This window comes from Rhodanobacter sp. B04 (assembly GCF_002001125.1).
Lineage (GTDB): Bacteria > Pseudomonadota > Gammaproteobacteria > Xanthomonadales > Rhodanobacteraceae > Rhodanobacter.
In genome coordinates, this window is sequence record NZ_MUNV01000018.1 from 1 (window position 1) to 20,697 (window position 20,697).

The 20,697-nt window shown below is 60.6% G+C and carries 21 protein-coding genes; 14 read left to right on the plus strand and 7 right to left on the minus strand.

All coding sequences use genetic code 11. The features are described from left to right. The 5 genes from B0E46_RS12950 to B0E46_RS17400 all read left to right on the plus strand — a co-directional run. Positions 1–421: hypothetical protein (locus tag B0E46_RS12950; protein WP_217316349.1), on the plus strand; the 421-nt coding region annotated here is incomplete at its 5' end. After that, positions 418–1,422, plus strand: a complete 1,005-nt coding sequence (locus B0E46_RS12955; RefSeq protein ID WP_168171202.1) for an RHS repeat-associated core domain-containing protein — start codon at positions 418–420, stop codon at positions 1,420–1,422. The genes B0E46_RS12950 and B0E46_RS12955, both read left to right, overlap by 4 nt. A 501-nt stretch (positions 1,423–1,923) precedes the next feature. Then, entirely contained in the window at positions 1,924–2,394 is a 471-nt protein-coding gene (locus B0E46_RS17760) for a hypothetical protein (RefSeq protein ID WP_168171203.1), read from the plus strand. Continuing rightward, a complete protein-coding gene (locus B0E46_RS12960; protein ID WP_168171204.1) occupies positions 2,391–3,356 on the plus strand; it encodes an RHS repeat-associated core domain-containing protein in 966 nt (321 codons plus the stop codon). Before B0E46_RS17760 ends, B0E46_RS12960 begins: the two co-directional genes overlap by 4 nt. Beyond that, positions 3,356–3,760 (plus strand): hypothetical protein, encoded by a 405-nt coding sequence (locus tag B0E46_RS17400; RefSeq protein WP_139350539.1) that lies wholly within the window; start codon positions 3,356–3,358, stop codon positions 3,758–3,760. Before B0E46_RS12960 ends, B0E46_RS17400 begins: the two co-directional genes overlap by 1 nt. A 564-nt stretch (positions 3,761–4,324) precedes the next feature. Here B0E46_RS17400 and B0E46_RS12965 read toward each other — a convergent pair. Next, positions 4,325–5,412, minus strand: a protein-coding gene (locus B0E46_RS12965) for an IS3 family transposase (protein WP_254425159.1) whose coding sequence is annotated in 2 segments (ribosomal slippage) — positions 4,325–5,160 and positions 5,160–5,412 — 1,089 coding nt in all. Because the reading frame shifts where the segments join, the coding sequence is not laid out codon by codon here. A gap of 774 nt (positions 5,413–6,186) precedes the next feature. Between B0E46_RS12965 and B0E46_RS12980 the strand changes: the two genes are divergently transcribed. Further along, positions 6,187–7,206, plus strand: coding sequence for a hypothetical protein (locus B0E46_RS12980; protein WP_254425160.1), 1,020 nt, complete (start codon positions 6,187–6,189; stop codon positions 7,204–7,206). Positions 7,207–7,419: 213 nt separating this feature from the next. Here B0E46_RS12980 and B0E46_RS12985 read toward each other — a convergent pair whose 3' ends face one another. Next, on the minus strand, positions 7,420–8,184 hold the full coding sequence (locus B0E46_RS12985) for a sulfotransferase family protein (RefSeq protein WP_077556218.1): 765 nt from the start codon (positions 8,182–8,184) through the stop codon (positions 7,420–7,422). Continuing rightward, on the minus strand, positions 8,181–9,107 hold the full coding sequence (locus B0E46_RS12990) for an aminotransferase class IV (RefSeq protein WP_077556219.1): 927 nt from the start codon (positions 9,105–9,107) through the stop codon (positions 8,181–8,183). Before B0E46_RS12990 ends, B0E46_RS12985 begins: the two co-directional genes overlap by 4 nt. A gap of 134 nt (positions 9,108–9,241) precedes the next feature. Here B0E46_RS12990 and B0E46_RS12995 point away from each other — a divergent pair, with 134 nt between their 5' ends. Next, a complete protein-coding gene (locus B0E46_RS12995) occupies positions 9,242–9,529 on the plus strand; it encodes a hypothetical protein (RefSeq protein ID WP_077556220.1) in 288 nt (95 codons plus the stop codon). Continuing rightward, a complete protein-coding gene (locus B0E46_RS13000; RefSeq protein ID WP_168171206.1) occupies positions 9,526–10,290 on the plus strand; it encodes a DoxX family membrane protein in 765 nt (254 codons plus the stop codon). Before B0E46_RS12995 ends, B0E46_RS13000 begins: the two co-directional genes overlap by 4 nt. Positions 10,291–10,299: 9 nt before the next feature. Here the strand turns inward: B0E46_RS13000 and B0E46_RS13005 are convergent, their stop codons facing one another. After that, positions 10,300–10,683: an ArsR family transcriptional regulator gene (locus tag B0E46_RS13005; protein WP_254425161.1), complete on the minus strand. Its 384-nt coding sequence runs from the start codon at positions 10,681–10,683 to the stop codon at positions 10,300–10,302. Beyond that, a complete protein-coding gene (locus tag B0E46_RS13010) occupies positions 10,673–11,116 on the minus strand; it encodes an SRPBCC family protein (protein WP_077556222.1) in 444 nt (147 codons plus the stop codon). Before B0E46_RS13010 ends, B0E46_RS13005 begins: the two co-directional genes overlap by 11 nt. 257 nt (positions 11,117–11,373) lie before the next feature. Here B0E46_RS13010 and B0E46_RS13015 point away from each other — a divergent pair, with 257 nt between their 5' ends. Further along, positions 11,374–11,943 (plus strand): type II secretion system protein GspG, encoded by a 570-nt coding sequence (locus B0E46_RS13015; protein WP_139350540.1) that lies wholly within the window; start codon positions 11,374–11,376, stop codon positions 11,941–11,943. Positions 11,944–12,287: 344 nt separating this feature from the next. On the opposite strand, the gene B0E46_RS13020 is transcribed toward B0E46_RS13015, so the two are convergent. Next, the gene (locus B0E46_RS13020; protein WP_168171207.1) at positions 12,288–13,358 is read right to left on the minus strand and encodes a serine hydrolase domain-containing protein; all 1,071 of its coding nucleotides are present in this window, start codon (positions 13,356–13,358) and stop codon (positions 12,288–12,290) included. 279 nt (positions 13,359–13,637) lie between these two features. Between B0E46_RS13020 and B0E46_RS13025 the strand changes: the two genes are divergently transcribed. After that, positions 13,638–15,134: an amidohydrolase family protein gene (locus B0E46_RS13025; RefSeq protein WP_077556224.1), complete on the plus strand. Its 1,497-nt coding sequence runs from the start codon at positions 13,638–13,640 to the stop codon at positions 15,132–15,134. Here B0E46_RS13025 and B0E46_RS13030 read toward each other — a convergent pair. Further along, complete coding sequence (locus B0E46_RS13030) at positions 15,131–15,889, minus strand: DUF4386 domain-containing protein (protein ID WP_077556225.1); 759 nt, start codon at positions 15,887–15,889, stop codon at positions 15,131–15,133. The two genes, B0E46_RS13025 and B0E46_RS13030, sit on opposite strands and share 4 nt — an antisense overlap. 53 nt (positions 15,890–15,942) lie before the next feature. Between B0E46_RS13030 and B0E46_RS17765 the strand changes: the two genes are divergently transcribed. From B0E46_RS17765 to B0E46_RS13045, 4 genes are all read left to right on the plus strand, one after another. Continuing rightward, positions 15,943–16,140, plus strand: coding sequence for a hypothetical protein (locus B0E46_RS17765; protein WP_168171208.1), 198 nt, complete (start codon positions 15,943–15,945; stop codon positions 16,138–16,140). Then, on the plus strand, positions 16,128–16,991 hold the full coding sequence (locus B0E46_RS13035) for an AraC family transcriptional regulator (protein ID WP_168171209.1): 864 nt from the start codon (positions 16,128–16,130) through the stop codon (positions 16,989–16,991). The genes B0E46_RS17765 and B0E46_RS13035 overlap by 13 nt, the downstream gene beginning before the upstream one ends. A 75-nt stretch (positions 16,992–17,066) precedes the next feature. Next, positions 17,067–18,830 carry a serine hydrolase domain-containing protein gene (locus B0E46_RS13040; RefSeq protein ID WP_168171210.1) on the plus strand — a complete coding sequence of 588 codons (1,764 nt, stop codon included), beginning with the start codon at positions 17,067–17,069 and terminating at the stop codon, positions 18,828–18,830. 280 nt (positions 18,831–19,110) lie between these two features. Next, positions 19,111–20,688 (plus strand): sulfotransferase, encoded by a 1,578-nt coding sequence (locus B0E46_RS13045; protein WP_077556228.1) that lies wholly within the window; start codon positions 19,111–19,113, stop codon positions 20,686–20,688. Positions 20,689–20,697 lie beyond the last annotated feature (9 nt).

Genomic DNA, 20,697 nt, shown 5'->3' on the forward strand with positions numbered 1-20,697 from the left:
CAGCGGCTGGACAGCCTCCGCGCCGGTGTCGGTGACGCAGGTGCCGGCGACGCCCACGAACTTCGCCATGAGCACCACCAATGGCGTCACGTCGATGACCTGGAACGCGATGCCGTGGGCCACCAGCTACAACTTCACGGCGCTCGGCAAGAATGGCCATCTGGGCACGTACACCTACGTCGTGGCCACCAACAGCTACAACTTTCCCTCGGGCAGTTACACGGCCCAGCAACTGACGGCCTGCAGTATCGCCGGTTGCAGCGCCCCGCTGCAGATCAGTGGCCAATTCACGGTGGGCGGTGGGGCAGCCCAAACGAGTGCCGTGATGACGAAGCCCACGCGGGTGCTGGGGGCAGACACGGGCTCGGGGAGCGGATGCGACGCCAGTACCTGCTCGGTCACGCTGGGAGGCAACCCATGAGCCCGTTCATGAGCAGGGTGCGCCGCCGGCTGCTGGAGGCGATGGGCGGGCTGATGGTGCTGATGGCCACGGCCGCTCATGCGGGCTCGGTGACTTACGTGTACACCGATCCGCAGGGCACGCCGCTGGCGGAGGCCGATGCCAGTGGCAACATCACGGCGACGTACGACTATGCGCCGTATGGGAGCCAGGCGCTCGGGTCACCGCCGAACGGGCCGGGGTATACGGGGCATGTGAATGATCCGGATACGGGGTTGGTGTATATGCAGGCGCGGTATTACGATCCGGCGGTGGGGCGGTTTTTGAGTACGGATCCGGTCACACCATCAGCGGGGAGTACGTTCAACTTCAATCGGTTTGCTTATGCGAATAATAGTCCGATTGATAATATGGATCCGGATGGGAGACACCCAGACGACCCATTATTTATGCTAACCTGGACTAATCAAGTAATAAATGATGCATATCAAGATAATATCGTAAAACCCGTGAAAACTGCATATAACAAAGTGGATAACAGTGCAGTGGTTACTATAAATGTGGCGGCGGCTTCAGGCATTGGTCCATCATATGAGATTAACGCACTTCACCCCGAAAAAAGAAGGCTTGGTTTTGTCGTCGGGGAGGGAGCGAATGCGAGCATTGATATTGCGCCAAAAAGAGGCTTCAGCATGGCATTGGGCAACAACACTAATTCTACTAGTTTGCTAGCCAGTGCTGATTTTCTAGCTGGAGATATTTTTCACGGCGGATTTTCTCTAACTCTTGATGCGAACTTGAATTTAACAATCATTCCAAAGGCTGGTTTTGGAATGGGGGAGTTGATGACATTTAAGAAATTTGGTGTATCTGGGGCAGCTGGTTTATCAGATGAAGTCGTCTCAGGTCATCATGAAGAGAAGCATCCAGATAATAAGTCGTCTGTGTCTGAGCCGGGGTGTTATCTTGAAGAGTGTGAGCGTGGAAGGCCTTTTCCGGAGATGAAGCGTGGCGGTTCATAATGAAATGTTAAGTGAAAATTTCTGGAGCTTTCTATGAGTATTAGTACCATTATATGGATAATGGCGTCATATATATATATTCAATATATTTTTGCTAGGTACGTGGCCTGGATGATTAATAAGATTGACCCTGGTTATTTCGAATTCAATGAAGTTGATAATAAAATGCCAACGGGGATAAAAACATCGTTTGGCATTACGAGTATGATTTTTGACTCAGACCTTCCAGATCCCTGTCATGGTTCAAAAGTTAGAATATCTTTGTATCTTTTGCGATTCATTTATGCATTTACAATACCATTAGTAATAATACTATGGATAATATGATTACTTTAAGAATTTAAGTGCAATTTAATTTAACGGGACGGAGGCTGAGGTATCCCAATTAAAGGGGACGTGGCTAATTAATTCACTGAGGTAAACCCCAGCTTTGCTGGGGGACTCACAAAGTTTGACTTATGCGGCGGTCGGGGTTTCGAGAGCTTTTGCAAGAGCTGCATATTGCACGGTACCTACACCTATCAGGTCGCCGCCAGCAATGCCTACGGCACCAGCGGCTGGACAGCCTCCGCGCCGGTGTCGGTGACGCAGGTGCCGGCGACGCCCACGAACTTCGCCATGAGCACCACCAATGGCGTCACGTCGATGACCTGGAACGCGATGCCGTGGGCCACCAGCTACAACTTCACGGCGCTTGGCAAGAACGGCCATCTGGGCACGTACACCTACGTCGTGGCCACCAACAGCTACAACTTTCCCTCGGGCAGTTACACCGCCCAGCAGCTGACGGCCTGCAGCATCGCCGGCTGCAGCGCCCCGCTGCAGATCAGTGGCCAATTCACGGTGGGCGGTGGGGCAGCCCAAACGAGTGCCGTGATGACGAAGCTCAAACGGGTGCCGGGGGCAGACTCAGGCTCGGGGAGCGGATGCAACGCCAGTACCTGCTCGGTCACGCTGGGAGGCAACCCATGAGCCCGTTCATGAGCAGGGTGCGCCGCCGGCTGCTGGAGGCGATGGGCGGGCTGATGGTGCTGATGGCCACGGCCGCTCATGCGGGCTCGGTGACTTACGTGTACACCGATCCGCAGGGCACGCCGCTGGCGGAGGCCGATGCCAGTGGCAACATCACGGCGACGTACGACTACGCGCCGTATGGGAGTCAGGCGCTCGGGTCACCGCCGAACGGGCCGGGGTATACGGGGCATGTGAGTGATCCGGATACGGGGTTGGTGTATATGCAGGCGCGGTATTACGATCCGGCGGTGGGGCGGTTTTTGAGTACGGATCCGGTGGGGCCAAGCGTAGGTAACCCGTTCAACTTCAATCGGTTTGCTTATGCGAATAACAGTCCGATTGATAATATGGATCCGGATGGGAGGATGGTATGGGATGAAAGTCATCCTATGAATCAAGATTGTTATTCAAGAGCAGATTGCAGATTTGCATTATCAGCCGGAACTTCACATGGGAACTCAGGTGGCTCTCCAACGCACGTAACAAACCTTGCGGCAGTGACAGTTGTGGGTTCTTACTCTTCTGAATCGTTGATTAGTGGTATTGGCAGTAGTGCCGTGCGTATGACAGGTTTAGTTGCTCTAGGGTTGGAACTGTTCATCTGGGATGCCAATGATTTTCATGATAAGGTTTATGGGCATCAGTGTTGTTATGGAGAAATTCCACTTCACTTAATTCCTCAATTGTCAAAGCCAAAATATGGGGCGACATACAATGAAGGCGCACAACCCGACGAGAGAGATTTGACAAAATTGAAAGAGCGAGATGGAAATAAGGCGGCGGAAGAAGCTGGTTACGTTGACGCGCATGAAGCGAAAAAAGGCCGCGGAGCCGGGCATGTAGATATCTATAACGATAAAACAACAGGTAAGAAATGGCTTTGGAATGGTGTTCCTGGTGGCGGAAAGGAAGAATTATAATGTCATCTACAAAAGTCAAATCTGTCTCGTTGACATTTAGAGGTTTTGAAGTTGAGCCAGATATAATCGAACAATTAATGGGAGCTAAGGCCAATTCAATAGGGCGTATAGGATCACCTATTAAGGCTGGAGTTAAAACATTATTAAAGCGATCATTCGTTGAATTTTCAGTCAGTTTTAGCAAAGATTCTAGATTGGATGAAATGATTCCCATTCTACTATCGCATCTGGGTGGTGTTAATAATATCACGATGGTGCGCGAATATGTTTTGCCGGAATTTTTTGAAATAAATTTCACACTCCCAATAAAGAGTTCCGATGAGCAGGAGAGTGGATTTATTCCGGCGGAAGTTATCATGAATGTGTTTAAATTAGGATGTAGCTTGTCATTTGATTTTATCTGAGAGAACAAAAAGGCGGGTCACCATTTCGCCGCTGCGGTCAACAGGCACGCACTTGCTCTTCCCCGGCCGTGCCGAAGCGTAAGTGCCCGTTTTGCCGCTGACCACCCGCCGTTGTGTTTCATGCTGAAACCGGGGTCACCATTTCGCCGCTGGGGTCAACAGGCACGCACTTGCTCTTCCCCGGCCGTGCCGAAGCGTAAGTACCCATCTTGCCGCTGACCACTCGCCGCTGTGTTTCATGCGGTGCCAAGATCGCACCAGTCACCGTTCTGGTTCGGGTCGCGTAGCGACCCGGTTGTTCCCAAACACTCATCGGTCATCGCGGATCCCGTCCAGGTGCGCGTCGTGCGTCGCACAGAGTCTCGGGCTTGAAGCCCACCCCTTGATGGCTCGGTCCACGTGCGGTCTTGCTTACAACACGGGTGCCGACGGTCGCGACCTTTCAGAGTCACTGGCTCGAAGCCAAACCCCGATTCCAGCCTGCGACCGTCAGCGTAATCAGCCGAAGGCGCGCGCCAGATCGAACGGTAATCCTCCCGCTTTTAACTGACGCCAAAAGTGGAGCTATGCGGCAAGCGCCAGTTTCTGCATTGGGGTGATGCCGCCGAGTGCCATGTTCGGGCGCTCATGGTTGTAAGTCCATAGCCAGCGGGTGGCCGTGTCCTGCACCTGTTCGATCGAGTCGAATAAGGTCCGGGCCAGCCACGCGTAGCGCACGGTCCGGTTGTAGCGCTCGACGTAGGCGTTTTGCTGCGGCTTGCCCGGTTGGATGTGTTCGATCCGGATGCCGTGCTGCTCGGCCCAAGTCAGCAACGCGCCACTGATGTATTCCGGCCCGTTGTCGCAGCGGATTGCTCGCGGCTTGCCACGCCACTCGATGATCTGCTCCAAGGCGCGGATCACGCGAGCGGATGGGAGCGAGAGATCGACCTCGATGCCCAGCCCTTCGCGGTTGAAGTCATCCAGCACGTTGAACAGCCGGAAACTGCGGCCGTCGCTGAGCTGGTCGTGCATGAAGTCCATCGACCAGACCTGGTTGATGGACGCGGGCACCGCCAGTGGCTCGGGCCGCTCGCGCACCAGCCGCTTCTTCGGTTTGATCCGCAGGTTCAATTCGAGCTCTCTGTAAATCCGATAAACCCGTTTGTGGTTCCAGCTGAAGCCCTTGACGTTGCGCAGGTGCAGAAAGCACAGGCCAAAGCCCCAGTCGCGATAGGTCGTGGTCAACCGGACCAGCCAGTCAGCGATCCGCGCATTCTCCGCGCTCGCCTTGGCCTGATAGCGATAGCCGGTTTCGCTTAGTGCGAAGGTTTGGCAGGCGTGCCGGATACTCGTGCGTCCGCTCGCCACTGCCCATCGGGCCATCTCCCGGCGTTGAGATGGCCTCACCATTTTTTTGCCATCGCCTCCTTCAGCAACTCAGCACTGAGCTGCGCGTCGGCGTACATCTTTTTCAGGCGACGGTTCTCGTCCTGCAGCTCCTTGAGCTGGGACATCAGCGACGCATCCATGCCGCCGAACTTGCTGCGCCACTTGTAGAACGTCGCCGAACTGATGCCGTGTTCACGACACAACTGTGGCACGGGCGTGCCGGCTTCGGCTTGCTTGAGCACGGCCAGGATCTGGCTGTCGGTGAATCGCGATTTCTTCATGGAACCTCCTCGGGAAAGACTACGAGAAAATTCCACTTCTGGCGTCAGCTAACTGGCGGGGGGATTACCGACAATTAAAGATTTGATCAAATCGGGGGTTTCTCCGGATATAGAGACAGAAAATGGATTTACAGCCCTATATGCGGCTTCTCAATATGGGTGCCCTGAGACGATAGCGAGTCTGGTAAATTTGGGGGAAAATGTGAACTTCCATACGCGCGCGCGATATTCTGTTCTAATAAGTGCTATTGACACTTCACAGTATCGTGCTGCTCAAGAGTTAATCGACCATGGATACTACGTCTCCAGTGAAGAAAAGTTGGGAATAAAAAGAGCGTTGCATTACAGTGGTCGAGATGATATGTATAAAAGTTTATTCGAGAAATAAGCGAAGCCGCGGGGTGCCATTTCGTCGCCGAGGTCAAGAGACACGCAGATGCTCTTCCCCGGCGTTGCCGAAGCGTAAGTGCCCGTTTTGCCGCTGACCACCCGCCGTTGTGTTCCATGCGATGCCAAGATCGCACCAGTCACCCTTCTGGTTCGGCTCGCGTAGCGACCCGGTTGTTCCCAAACACTCACCGGTCATGACCAATGACCCTTCACCTTGTCATCCCACGCCGCTAGAGTTTGCGACGGTTTGCAATAGTGCCGTGTGCACTGTTCGACCTGACCATGGACATCAGACAGGGGAATAGCGTGATTCGATGTGCAAGACATGCAGCCGTAGCGGCTGCGGTGATGGCGTTGTGCGGATGCGCTCAGCAGGCGACCCGGATGGTGCGCCCGACGGCGGCGCAGTGGCAGGCGCTGCAGCCGCTGCCGGTGGTCGAGGTGATCGGCCAGGATGCGCTGGCGGCGCAGGATACGTTTACTTATGCCAGCGTCAATATCCTGCCCAATCCCTCGGTGCCGATCCTGGTGGGTGCGGCAGGTGGAGCGCTGGGCATGGCGATCGTCAATGCGCAGATCAAAGCTGAGGCACGCCGTTTCGCCGACCTGCACGTGCAGCCGCTGCGCAGCGTGCTGGCGGGTTTCGATGCGAAGGCTGCACTGGGCGACTCGCTGCAGCAGGCGCTTGCGCAACAGCCGGCGCTGTTCGGCAGCTACAGCGTGGCGGGCACCGTACCGGCTGGCGGCGGCCCGCGCGCGGTGATCGAAACCAGTTATGCGATGACGCCGGATTTCTCGGCGCTGCAGGTCATGGCCACGGTGACGATCCATGCGGCGGGCGCGGATGCCCGGCCGCTTTACCGCAACGTGTTGGTCTACCAGTCGTCGCGTCTGGACGTGCCACCGAAGACCGCGGCGGACAGCTCGCGCATGCTGGCCGAGGAGAACAGCCGTTATGCCGCCCTGCATGTCGACGACGATATCGCCAAGGCGAATGCAGCGCTTGCCAATCGCGATCCGGAAGCGGTGCACCTGCGCCAGAAGATCGGCGACGAGCAGTACCAGCACAAACAGCGGCTGCGTCTGGCGGCCATGACGGCCTGGGACCCGGATAGCCGGGCGCAGCGTTTGTGCGAAGCCTGGTCGTTGGGCCATGGCGAGGCCCTGAAGGCCGCCATGCGCGCCAGCGGTGCGGAGATCGTCCATATGCTGGAGCTGGACCTTGCCGACCAGGCGCCGGCCGATCAGGCAGGCAAGCCACGCACCGTGTTCAAGAACGATACGCGCGAGATCGACTACCGCATGGGCGGCCAGATGATTTCACTGGCGGTATCCGATGCGGATGCGTCGTTGAAGACTCCGGCACCGACGGTTACCGTACCGATGCCATCGGTGAGTCGCTGAGCAGGTCATGATCGGGCATGCCTCATGCGGAGTGCATTAGTCCTGATGCGCGAGCGGCTCGTCCCCCGGCGATAGAAAGCGGCCCATGCCCAGGCCGCTTTTTATCGAATGTCAAAGCAGGGCAGCGCCGGCTTTCATCACAACGGTGCTCCAACCCGGGCATTGCTTCATCGCGGATGGATGCGCCACGGAATTTACGGAAGAGGGGCCTGGTCAGCCTGGCGCTGACGTGTCCAGGGCGGCCATCCGGTGCGCGGAAAGCCTGTCGTAATGCGGCTGACACTGTTCGGCCAGGGCGCGCTGGAAGGCGCTCAGTTTGACTTCGTGGCCGCGCCAGGGCGCGAAGCCGGTGGAGCGCTCGACTTCGGCGTACCAGTGCGGCGCCCACACGCCGTCACTCGCGCGCGGGCCACGGGGCCATTGCAGCATGCGCGGACTGAAGGGGATATGCAGGCGTGCGCACAGCGCGTTCAAGATGCCCGCGGGATTCTTCAGTACATCGGTGGCGTCGATCACCGGCGGCGCGGTGCCGAGCTGGTCGCATACATGATCGAATAATCGCACCTGTTGTTCGAAGCCGAGCTCCCACGCGGCGGCGTCGGGACGTTGGACGGTGAAGGACGCCACCACCGCTTCCGGTTCGCGGATAAGGAAGCAGCTGCAGACATCGTCGAGCCAGTCCAGCGGCATCTTCGGCAGCATGTGCTGAGTCATGTGTTTCTGATACCAGAGCGGCCGGCCATCAGGGATCGGGCCGGTCAGCATCGCGGCGACATGCGCCGCGTCGGTGCTCTGCGCGGCGATCACTTCGTCGCGCCCCGGGTGCTGGACGCCGGTCCGCACCAGATAGTGCGCGTAGAACGGCTCGTCGATGACGACGGTGTCGGTGCGGTTCTCCCAGGCGCGCATCATCGCGGTGGAGATATTGCGTGGCCCCGACCACATCGCGATGCGCAGGCCATCGCGAGGCGCGTTCATACGCGGGGTTCCAGCCGGCTTTCCGTTTTCACCAGCTCCATGTATAGCCGTTGCAGGCGCTCGACCATGGGACCGCGCCTGCCGTCGCCCATCGTGCGGCCATCGATCCCGCAGGCCGGCACCACGCCGGCGAAAGTGCCGGTGACGAAGGCCTCCTCCGCGCCGTAGGCTTCGGTGAGGCTGAAATCCTTCTCGAATACCGGGATGCCGTGCGTGCGGCACAGCCGGATCACGTTGGCGCGGGTGATGCCGCCGAGGCAGTAGTTGCCAGTCGACGTCCACACCTCGCCTCGCCGCACAATGAAGAAATGCGTGGAGTTGCAGGTCGCCACGAAACCGTGCGGGTCGAGCATGAGTGCTTCGTCGTAACCCGCCTTCTGCGCCTGGATGCAGGCGAGGATGCAGTTGAGCTTGGAGTGGCTGTTGAGTTTCGGATCCTGCACGTCAGGTGCGCCGCGCCGCACATGCACCGTGAACAGGCGGATGCCTTGCTCGACCGTGGTCGTCAATGGCTGCTTGTATTCCGGGATGATGACGATGGTCGCGGCACCGATCACGAAGCGTGGATCTTGGTGTGGCGTGGCCTTGATGCCGCGCGTCACCATCAGCCTGATGTGCACATTCGACTGCATGTCGTTGGCGCGCAGCGTGTCGACGATACGCTGGGTCAGCTGTTCGCGGCTGAGGCCGATGTCGAGGTCGATCGCACGGGCGCCTTCGTACAGGCGATCCAGGTGTTGCTCCAGGAACGGCAGGCCGCCGTCGTGCAGGCGCAAGCCTTCCCAGATGCCGTCGCCCAGGACGAAGCCGCTGTCGAACACCGACACGCGCGCCTCGTGGCGTGGCTGCAATTCGCCGTTGACACTGATCCTGATCGCTTCGTTGCGCGGATCGCTCTGGTAGTCGTGCGTGCCTTTGCTCATGGTGGGTACCTTGTCAAGACAGGCTTCAGATTACCTTTTCTTTTGAGGTCCCGTGGCGCCCGGCACGGCAACACAGGGCCAGAGTCGACTTTACCCGGAGAGGCTGTCATTGCAGCCCATCACGGCGTGTTGTCGTGCTTGTCCTCTTCAAGCAGAACGGGCAGAACGGGCAGATTGAGAATGCGAAGATGGAGCGCAGCCTGGATATCCGGAACACGACGCCAGCGCCGCCGCAGCTGCAAGCGGCTGGAAGTACGTCCCTGCCACGGGAACAGCCCGCCGGTCGTTTGCGGCGCGCACGGCCGGTGAATTTTCGCTGGCTGCTGAAGCCGGTCGCGCATCAGGAAAATGCCGTCAAGGTATGGTTCGGCCTGATCATCAGCTCTGGCTGCACGTTCGCAATCGAGGGTGGAAAGTCATGACTGCGGAAAAAAGCACGATGGCCATCGGCTGGCGCGTCTACGGCCTGGGCGTGATGGCGCTGGGCATGCTCTGCCTGGCGTGGGGAAACTTCGATACGGGGCAGCCGGTGCCCAAGGACTTTCCCGACCGTACGGTTCTGGCCTACACCGCCGCTGCGTTCATGCTCGTCGCAGGCGCGGCCATCGAGTGGCGCCGGACCGTAGCCTGGGGCGCCGCGGCGCTCACTGCCTACTATGCACTGATCGTGGTTATCCTGATGAACGGCCGCGTGGTGCTGGCTCATTACGCCGAATACGGTACGTACGAAGGTATTGCCGAGCAGCTCGCGATTACGGCAGGCGCGCTGATCATCCATGCCGCCAACGCGAGGATCGATGGGGCGCTGGCCGCACGCCTCGTCCGCATTGGCCAACTGGCGTTCGGGGTTTGTGCGCTGATATTCGGCGGGGCGCATTTTGTCTATATGAGCTTGACCGCCCCGTTGGTCCCCCGATGGCTGCCGCCTTCGCAAGCGTTCTGGGCTTGTGCGACCGGGTTTGGCCATATCGTGGCGGGCCTTGCGATCCTGACGGGCGTGCGCGCGCGTCTCGCCGCGATCCTGCTGACCGCGATGTATGCCTCCTTCACCTTGCTGGTGCACGGACCGATGTTGCTGGCCAATCCCTCCAGCCATTGGATCTGGAGCGAGAACGCGCTGAATATCGCCCTGACCGGCGCTGCCTGGGTGGTGGCGGACTCGCTGGCGCGGTCGAAGCGCTAGCTGAAGATCTCAGGCAAACGGTGTCAGCGGCATTCGAGGCGCAGTCACTTTTCCACCAACGCCTTCAGCCGTGCCAGCGAGGCATCCCATTGTCCGGAGACCTGCTCGACGTAGCTGCGCAGCTCGTCGAGCGCGGCAGGATTCAGCGCGAAAAAGGTTTTCCCGTCCTTCGCACCGGCTGCGGACCACGCCGGCGCTTTCGAGAATGCGCAGATGCTTGCTGGTCGCCTGGCGGGTCAGTGGCTTGCTTTCGCTGAGCTGGGCAATCGACTGGCGGTTGCCGCGACTCAGCGCCAGCACGAGCGACAGGCGGGTGCCGTCGCCCAGTGCGGCGAAGACGACCGCGGTTGCATCCGATTGACGGGACAGCTTGGCGAGTGGGCTACGCGACATGCTTGCGGATGTTTTCCAGCTGCGCGGTCCAGCCGCCGTCGTTCATGCGGAACGCTTCGGCGCGACGGCTGGCGGGAATCTTGTCGAAGCCGGTCTCGGTGATCCGCAGCAGGGTGCCGCCGGCGCTGGGCTCCAGCCTGAACTCCACCAGGGTAGGCGTTTCGCCCTCGTAGTCGACGCTGGCATCGACCGCGTACGGATGCCCGGTGAACGAGAACAGGTGCTCGGGTTCGACCGCCTTGATGATCGCCCGCCAGGCGACATGCTCATGACCTGGGTGGGTAATCAGCCCCTGGGCCACCTTGCCGGGCTCGAACGGCGCGTCCAGCTTCACGCGAAACCACTCACCGAACTCACGGTAGTCAGTGAGTGCACGCCACACGCGCGACACCGGCGCCTGCAACTCGGCGGACTTCTCGATGCGCTCGTTCATATGCCACCTCCTGGTTGCATGTCAGCCAGGACCTGGATGAATGCAACCACCAGGTTGCCATTTGCATGCGCGATCGGGTGACGACCCTAGGGAGGGTCTGAATAATTTCGTCGTCCCGGCGAAAGCTGGAATGACGGGCAAAGACCAATGCCATCCCTAGGCTGCTCTGATACGGGCATGTGCGGCCAGTACAGGCATAATGAGCCGGCCAAATACCGGGGGATGCACCATTGGCCGATAAGCTGACTGGAAGCGCCATGCCGCCCGCATTGCCTGCTGCTCCACGACCGCCGTTGCCAGGCGGTTACTACGCTTTCGGCTGCGCTTCGTTTGTCCCGTTGCTGGGCATCTTCGTCGGCGTCGTCGCAATGGTCATCGGTTTCACTGCGCGGAAGAGGGGCGGCAAGCTGCTGGCGCTGCTTGGCGCCGGCGGCATCGCGTTCAGTGTGATCCTGTATGGCAGCCTGTTCTATTTCGGTTTCGTGCAGCGTGGCGGTGTCTACGACGGACTGCGTGCGCAGATGGCGCAATCCACCATCGACGCGTTGGTGCCGCAGATCGAGTTCTACCGGCTGCAGCACGGCACCTATCCGCCGTCGCTGGACGCGTTGCGCAAGTCATCATCCGCGCAAAGCGTGCTGATGACTTTCGACCCGTCGACGACCATCCCGCGCCCTTTCTATTACGAGCGGGTCGGCAGCGATCACTACTATCTCCGTGGGGTCGGGCCTGACGGCAAGGCGTTCACCGCCGACGACCTGATACCCGATGTGGATGTCCGGGACGGCAGCCGGATCGGCCTGCTCAAGCGGAAGGCCAACCGTTGAAGCGGGCTGGATGTCTGCCGGAGGTACATCTCCGCAAGAGGTTCGGACTCATGCTTTCGAAAGCAGCCACGATGCTGAAATATTTCCGTACTTGTTTCGGCTGGTGGCGCCTCCGTTATGGCCTGGTTCCAGGAGATGGATGCGTTGATGGGTAAAAGCGTTGCGGTATGGCTGCTGGCATGCTTGCTTTGTGTTGCTCCGCTGGCCATTGCGCAGGAGCCGCTGGCGCCGGTGGAGGCGCGCGTACCGTTTGCTCCGACGGCGTTTGGCGGCAGCGACGGGCTGACGCATCTCGCCTATGAACTGCATGTCACCAGCATCTACGGCGACACCGGTCCACCGGGTCAGTCGACCGCCCGTTTGGCAATCTCGGCCACGAATACATCCGAGTCGGTTGTTGCCGTATTGCCTAGGATGATGATCGTGATGTCCTGGTCGAGCACATTGAACAACTGGGTCTGGGCACCCATGATCGAACCGGGTCTTTTTACGACCGGATGTTTCGCTCCCTTCAAGGTGGTTTCATACGACCACAGTCCGTAGCCATAGTCGTCGAGTCCGGGCTTGATCATGCGTTCAAGTGTGGCCTGCCTGATCAGCTTCAGGCCGAACAGGGCATCGGAGAATTTCATGAGGTCGCCGGTTGTCGAGTACATCGCTCCGGCGGCGTACCAGTTCTCCGGGTACACCGGCAGGTCATTGGACAAGACCTTGCGGTCGTCACGATAGAAGTACGTATCGGCCAGCCGATCGACGATGTCGCCCTGATGCAGAAAGCCTGAGTCATTCATCTTCAGGGGCTGCAGAATTCTTTCCCTCAGTACCTGCTCATACGGCTCGCCGTAAAGGCGCTCGATGATTTTCCCCAGAACGACGTAGTCGGCGTTGTTGTAGTTGAACACCTTGCCGGGGATGCTGACGAGCTTGCCGCTGCAGTACTTCGTCAGAAGTTCATCGCTGGTGTGGGGCATCTGGTAGACGGGGATGCCATCGCGAATGGCGCTCGCCTGGTCAGAAATCCCATCGAAGCCTGGAAGGCCCGAGGTGTGATTGAGCAGCTGGCGGATGGATACCTTGCTCCCGGCCTCGCCCGCGTAGTCGGGCAGATAGGACTTGATGGGCTTGTCCAGATCGAGCCTGCCCTCTTCGTACAGTTGCAGGATCAACACTGACGTGAACAGCTTCGTGATTGACGCGATCTTGTATCGCGTCTGCTGTGTGCTTGGAATCCTGAAGGGAAGATTGGATAGCCCGAAGCTCTTCGCGTAACGGATCTCGGCCTGCTTCTGTACCAGGATCGAGCCGTTGAAACGATGCGCCTTGGCATACGCGTCAATGAATCCGCCCAGGTCCGTCGACTGCGCGCTAGCTCCACGGGAGAAGAGCAAGACGGCGATCAGGATCAAAATTTTCATGCAATGCTCCGGCGTGACCAATGATGTCGAGTCCACGCAGCGGCAATGGACGGCACGACCATGGTTTGCATGGTGGCCTTTCCTGCATGCATGGGGTCGTACGGGGACATGGGATACCGGCGCGAAGACATCGGTTGCGATGGCTTGCGCCACGGCCCCTGTCTTTCCGTCATTGCGTGGAGCTGGGGGGGTACTGGCTGCGGCATCGGCTTGGATCGTGCGATAGTGATCCCGACCGATCGGCGGGCCCATGCCTGCCTCGCTAATGGGGAGTCAACTGTGCCTAGGAAAGCCCGCCGTTTCGCGTCTGTCCTGCCGCCGATCAGCACTTGCCGGCATGCCGTGCTGGCCTTGGCGCTTGCCGGGCTCTGCGCTGCTCCGGCTGCCTGGGCGCAGTCGCCGCAGTTGTCGGCGCAGACGCAGCAGTTCGTGAAGTATGCGCAGCCGCTGCTGGCGATCGGCCATGTGCGGGTGATCGATGGCAACGGCACGCCGGCACGGGAAAACCAGACCGTGTTGCTGCGCGACGGATTGATCGCGGCGGTCGGCAGGCATCTCAAGCTGCCTAAGGGTGCGACGGTGATCGACGGCAGCGGGCACACGCTGATCCCGGGCTTGGTCGGCATGCACGACCACATGTTCTATCCGGCCCCGAAAGTGAACCCGGAAGCGAAGGAGGCGATCTATCCCGAGCAGGCATCGAGTTTTCCCAAGCTGTATCTGGCCGGTGGCGTCACCACCATCCGCACCACCGGCAGCACCGAGCCGTATACCGACCTTGAGCTGAAGAAGGCGATCGACGCCGGCAAGATCCCCGGGCCGAAGATGCATACCACCGGGCCGTATCTGGAAGGCAAGGGCAGCTTCACGCCGCAGATGCACGAACTGGTGGATGCGGCCGACGCCACCGATACGGTCAATTACTGGATCGGCGAAGGCGCGACCTCGTTCAAGGCGTACATGCACATCACCCGCGCCGAGCTCTCCGCGGCGATCGCGGCAGCGCATGCGAAACAGATCAAGGTGACCGGACACCTGTGCACGATCGGGTTCACCGAGGCGGCCGACCTCGGCATCGACGACCTGGAGCACGGGCTGCCGGTGGATACCGAGTTCACCGCGGGCAAGCAGCCGGACGTCTGTCCGGATACCAAGCTGGCGGTGGCCAACCTGGCGACGATGAGCGTCGACGATCCGCGCATCCAGCAACTGATCAAGCACCTGGTGTCGAAGCGCGTGGCGGTCACCTCGACCCTGCCGGTGTTCGAGACCTTCGTGCCCGGTCGTGCGCCGGTGGATACGCGCGTGCTGGACGCGATGCTGCCGGAAACCCGGGTGGAATACCTGGCGGCCCGCGAGCGCGTGGCCAGGACGCCCGACTCGCCGTGGGTGAAGGTGTTCAAGCTGGAGCAGGATTTCGAGCATGCCTTCGTGCAGCAGGGCGGCACCCTGCTGGCCGGACTCGACCCTACCGGTTATGGCGGCGTCATCGCCGGTTACGGTGACCAGCACGAGGTGGAGCTGCTGGTGGAGGCCGGTTTCACCCCACTGCAGGCGATCCGGATCGCCACCATCAACGGGGCACGCTTCATGGACGAGGACAAAGTCATCGGCTCCATCGAGGCCGGCAAGGCCGCCGACCTGGTGCTGATCGCCGGCAACCCCGCAACGAACATCAAGGACATCGAAAACGTCGAACTGGTGTTCAAGGACGGCGTGGGTTACGACCCGGCCAAGCTGGTGAAGGCTGCCAACGGCACGGTGGGCGTGCGCTAGCGGAGGCCCACCGTGGCCGATCCGGCGACCGCCGCCGAGCCGGTGCGGCGCGTCCATGCCTGCATGTTCACGCCCTTCACCAGCAGCCACGACGCAAGCGACAGTTCCGCGACGAGGCATGGCATCAGGATGAAGGGAAATATCCGTCCCTCGAAGTCGGGGGCGAGCAGCAGGGCGAAACTGTTGAGCAGATAGCACGCGCCAGCGACCTGCATCAGCACGCCGATGGCGCGCGGCAGGTATCCCGATTGGCGGATCAGGTGACCTTCCACCAGGCACACGCATCCGAAAAAGATCAGCCCGACGCCGAAGCCATATTCGTGCAGCCGGATCGCGAAGTACGACCACGCCTGCAGTTGCGCCAGGTCGAAGGCCTTGAGGTAGGGCGCGTCTCCCAGCAAGAGCAGCGGCACCAGCAGGCTCAGCTTGTTGGCCACCAGCACGGCCGTCTGGATCAGATTGAGCAGCAGGTTAAGCAGGGCCAGGTTCCGGCTGGCCGGTCGCAACAGGACATAGAGCGCCCACATCACGAAGACATCGCAGACATGCATCACCAGGTCGCCGGCGATGCCCATGCGCCACAGCGATTCCGAGGCCAGGATGTTGCTGGCGGTGGCTGCCGCATCGCCAGGCACCATCAATTTGCCGCGGATGAAGAGTTCGCCGAGCGCACCGGCCACGATGATGACGAGGTAGAGCAGGCCGCCGAACCTTGCATAGGTCTGCGGCGAGGTTGGCTTCGCTGACACGGTCATGGCGGACTCCCGATCCGGAACATTCATGGGTTGCGCGAGCTGCTGGCGAAGCGTTGCAGCGGATCACGCCAAAGCTATGCGACACGCCGTGTGCGCATCACGTGCCAGACGTCACCGTGACGATGGCGATGACCTCGGACATCGACATGGATGAATTCGAGGCCCGGATCCGGCAGTTCGTGCACATGGATTCTTCCGGCACATGGATTGGCGGCCAGGAAGCGGCGATGATCCGGCCATGCAGACAGTGACCTCCCGCCGGATTTTCGCCCACGACGAGTTTCTCGGGCAGTACGAGATGCGCTTGCCTGCCGGCGGTTTCGTGGTGGCGCGGCGCGTGCCGACGGTCCCCGAACACGAAGTCGAGGAACACACGCATACGGAGGCTCATTTCGTGCTGCTCATGCGGGGCGCCTATGTGTCCTCGGCCGCGGGTGCACCTGCGGTGGCAGAGCGCCCGTTGTTGATCTACAACCCGCCCGGCACCACGCATCGCGACTGCTTTCGTGGCGATGGTGGACAGTTCTTCACGGTGTCGGTGTCGATGGCCACGCAGCGACATTTTGCCTACGCGGTCGCGCTTCCCGACCACGCCTGTGTGCTTGGCCGTGCCGCGCTGGGCGTGGCATTGAACATGGCGGCGAGTGGTGCCGCGCCGACGCCGCACGACGGGCTGATCGTCGAGTCCTTGTGCGCGGAGCTGCTGACCGCCACGGCGCTCGACTTCAAGGATGTCCTTGACCGCGCGCCGGCTTGGTTGCGGCGGGCGCGTGAGCTGATGCACGACGACTGCGGCACCGAGTTGAGCCTGTCGGATGTCGCCATGGTTGCCGGCGTGCATCCGGTGCATCTGACGCGGACCTTCCGCCATCATTTCGGATGCACGCCCGGCGATTACCTGCGACGTTGCCGCCTGACCAAGGCGGCGGCACTGCTGATGGACACGTCCGCCGAACTGGTGGATGTCGCCGAGGCATGCGGTTACTTCGATCAGGCGCACTTTTCGCATACGTTCAAGGCCGCCTTCGGTGTGTCGCCCCGAGGTTACCGGTTGGGCGCGACAACCGGCCGGGCAGGTTTGCCAGATACAAGACCGGCGTAGCCACGCACACTAGGATCGATGGGGATGGCGGCCGTGGCTCAAGGTCGCACCCTGTTCCCAAGCGGAAACCGAATCATGCGACGACTTACCCTGATCCTTGGCGCTTTGTTTGCGGCAGTCCTCCCCATGATCGTGCTGGCGGATGAACCGGCGCCGGCCGGCGCGGATCGCCTGCTCGGTCTGTGGGGAAATGAAACGGCATTCGTGCCGCAAGCCGCCGGGACACTGGTGATCGATGGCCGCAGCGACGAGTGGCGGGCGTCGATCGGTGGCTTCGAGGCGGCCGTGCATCGTGCGGGCGACCGCATCGATGTCAGCTTGCCCGGCGATCAAGGCCGGTTCCGTGGCCATCTGGCCGCCGATGCGTCGGCTATCGACGGGTTCTGGATACAGCCGGCGGGGACCACGTTGAGCAGTGCCTACGCCACGCCGCTGACCTTGAAGCCGGTGCAGGCCGGCGTGTGGTCGGGGCGGGTGCAGCCGTTGGCCGATCGTGTTTCCCAATACCTGCAGATCGCGCGCGGGTCCGATGGTGCGCTGGTGGCCTCCATCGCCAATCCGGAATTCAACCTCGGCCGAAGCCAGCTCTACAAGGTGGCGGTCGATGGCGATGCGTTGACATTGAGCGACCCGCGGCGACCCGCCTGGCAGTTGCACGGCAACTTCGACGAAGACAGCGGTCAGTTGCGCCTGGACTGGCAGGGCATCGGCTGGTTCGCCTTCACGCGCCGCGACCGCGATCATGCGCCGGGGTTCTATCCGCGGACGCCGGCGGCGACCAGCTACGCCTACCGGCAACCACTGGATCTGGACGATGGCTGGGCGACCTCATCGCTGCAGGATGCGGGGCTCGACGCGCACATGATCGCCGCGCTCGTCGAGAGCATCGAGCGCGATGCGATGACCGGTCCGGCGGCGCCACAGATCCAGGGCGTGCTGATCGCACGGCATGGCAAGCTGGTGGTGGAGGAGTACTTCCATGGCTTCGATCGCGAGCGTAAGCATGACACGCGCTCGGCTGGCAAGTCCTTCGCCTCGCTGATGGTCGGTCTGGCGATGCAGCACAGTACGAAGCTCACTCCGGATACGCCGGTACTGTCGTTGTTGCCGCAGTACCAGGGTCTGGCCAACCCCGATCCGTGCAAGCGCCAGATCACGGTCGCCGATCTGATGAGCATGACTTCAGGGCTGGCCTGCGATGACAACGACGACAAATCGCCGGGCAACGAGGATGTCATGCAGTCGCAGCACCGGCAGAACGACTGGTACCGCTACACCCTGGACTTGCCGATGGCTCGCGCCCCTGGCGGCAACAAGGCGGTGTACTGCTCGGCCGGCATCAACCTGCTGGGCGGTGTCGTCGGCCACGCCACGGGCATGTGGCTGCCGGCGTTCTTCGACACCTATATCGGCCGGCCGTTGCAGATGCGCGACTACCACATCAACCTGATGCCGAACGGTGATGCCTACCTTGCCGGCGGCATTTACCTGCGCCCCCGCGACATGCTCAAACTTGGGCAGCTGTATCTCGCCGGTGGCGTCTGGAATGGGCATCGCGTGATCGATCGCCATTGGGTCGATCTGTCCACCATCCGCCATGCCGAATTCGCGCCGGACCACGGCTACGGCTATGCCTGGCATCTGCATGCGATGAAATCCGTCGGCCACGACTATCGCGAATACGCCGCCGAAGGCAACGGTGGCCAATTCATCATCGTCGTGCCGGAGCTGGACATCACGGTCGTGATCACCGCCGGCAACTATGGCGATTTCAAGACCTGGTATCCGCTGCAGGATCTTGTGGCCAAATACATCATTCCAGCAGCAAACAAGCAGTAGCGCGTCCGGTGGCTCTTGCAGAAATGTGGTTGCATCGAGGTGCGCCAAACACCAAAGAGCCCCGGTCGGTTGGATGGCCAGCTTGGCCTGCTCGATACGCGTGAGCCGTGGAACAGTGCGGGCATTGCCAGTACGCCAGGTCGGCCGCCCGAGGTTTCCCGCAAGCGGCGTCCAGCATTGCCGCTGCAAATGGCTGTTCCGCAATTATTCGAATCTGCGTTACGTGATGGGATAAGCCATAATCGCCGGGGCACGATCTGTCGTCACGTTAAGGCCTTGCATGCCCGACCCCAACAAGCTCTTTGCCCAGGCCACCACGGCGTACAACCAGGGAAACTGGCGCCAGGCATACGATGTGGCGACACCGCTGCTGCCGCTTGCGCCAGACCATGCAGGGTTGCACTACCTGATCGGGCTTGCTGCGCTCGGCTTGAAGCAGATGCCACAGGCAGTGAAGCACCTGCAGAGGGCCGTCAAGCTGGATCCCCTGCGGGCCGAATATGCGGCGCAATTTGCGAAAGTGCTTTCCCTGGTCAACCAGCCTGCGGTTGCTCTGCGGGTCGTCGACCGGGCGTTGACCCTGTCGCCGCTGGATGCTCCGACGCTCGATACCCTTGGGGTGGTGCTGTCGCGTGCCAACGAGCATGAGCGCGCGGTAACGCTGTACGAACGCGCGGTAGCGCTCGCACCGGCCCGCGCCGATCTTCATTACAACCTGGCCAAATCGCTGATCTGCCTGGGCAGGCTTGATGATGCCGACCAGGAGATGGAAGTCTGCCTTGATCTGGCGCCACAGTCCTGGGACATCCATCTGACATTGTCACAGCTGCGCAAACAGAGCCGGGCGAGCAATCATCTGCAGCGATTGCAGTCTCTGCTGCCAGACAGCGTCGGCAACCCGGTGGCGCAGTTGCATCTGCATCTGGCGTTGTTCAAGGAGTACGAGGATCTGGCCGACTATCCCCGTGCCTTCGAACACCTCGCCATCGGCAAGGCGGCGGGCAGGGTCGGACGAGGTTATTCGCACGAACAGAAAGAGGCCCAGTTTGCTGCGTTGACCCGTGCCCTGACGGAGCCGCAACCTGCTGCCGCAGGTTTCCCGACCGACGAACCGATCTTCGTCCTGGGCATGCCTCGCTCGGGCACGACTCTGGTGGAGCGCATCATCTCCAGCCATCGCGATGTGCATTCCGCGGGCGAACTGCAGAACTTCCCGGTCTCGTTCAAGCAGGTCTCCGGCAGTCGCACGCCACAGCTGCTGGATCCGGAGACCATCGGCTGCGCAAGCAGGATCGATTGGCGAAAGTTGGGCGAAACCTATCTTTCCAGCACCCGGCCGGCGACTGGCCAAAAACCCCGCTTCATCGACAAGCTTCCGCACAATTTTCTCTATGCGGGGTTCATCGCCAACGCCTTGCCCAACGCAAAGATCATCTGTTTGCGGCGCGATCCGATGGATACATGCCTGAGCAATTTTCGCCAGCTTTTCGCGCTGCAGTCGACCAATTACGACTACTCATTCGACCTGCTGGATACCGGGCGTTACTACGTCTTGTTCGATCGCCTGATGGCGCACTGGCAACGGCTATTCCCGGGACGCATCCTGGAGGTGGATTACGAGACGTTGGTGGATTCTCAGGAAAACAGTTCGCGCCAGATGCTCGAGTTCTGCGGCCTGTCCTGGGACGATGCCTGCCTGCGCTTCGAGGACAATCCGGCGCCTGTCGCGACGGCCAGCGCAGTGCAGGTGCGCAGGCCGATGTACCGTAGTTCGGTCAAACGCTGGAAACACTATGAAGCGCAAACGGCCGACTTGCAGAAGCTGCTGATCGACGCGGGTATTGAGCTCAAGCCATAGCAAGCAACG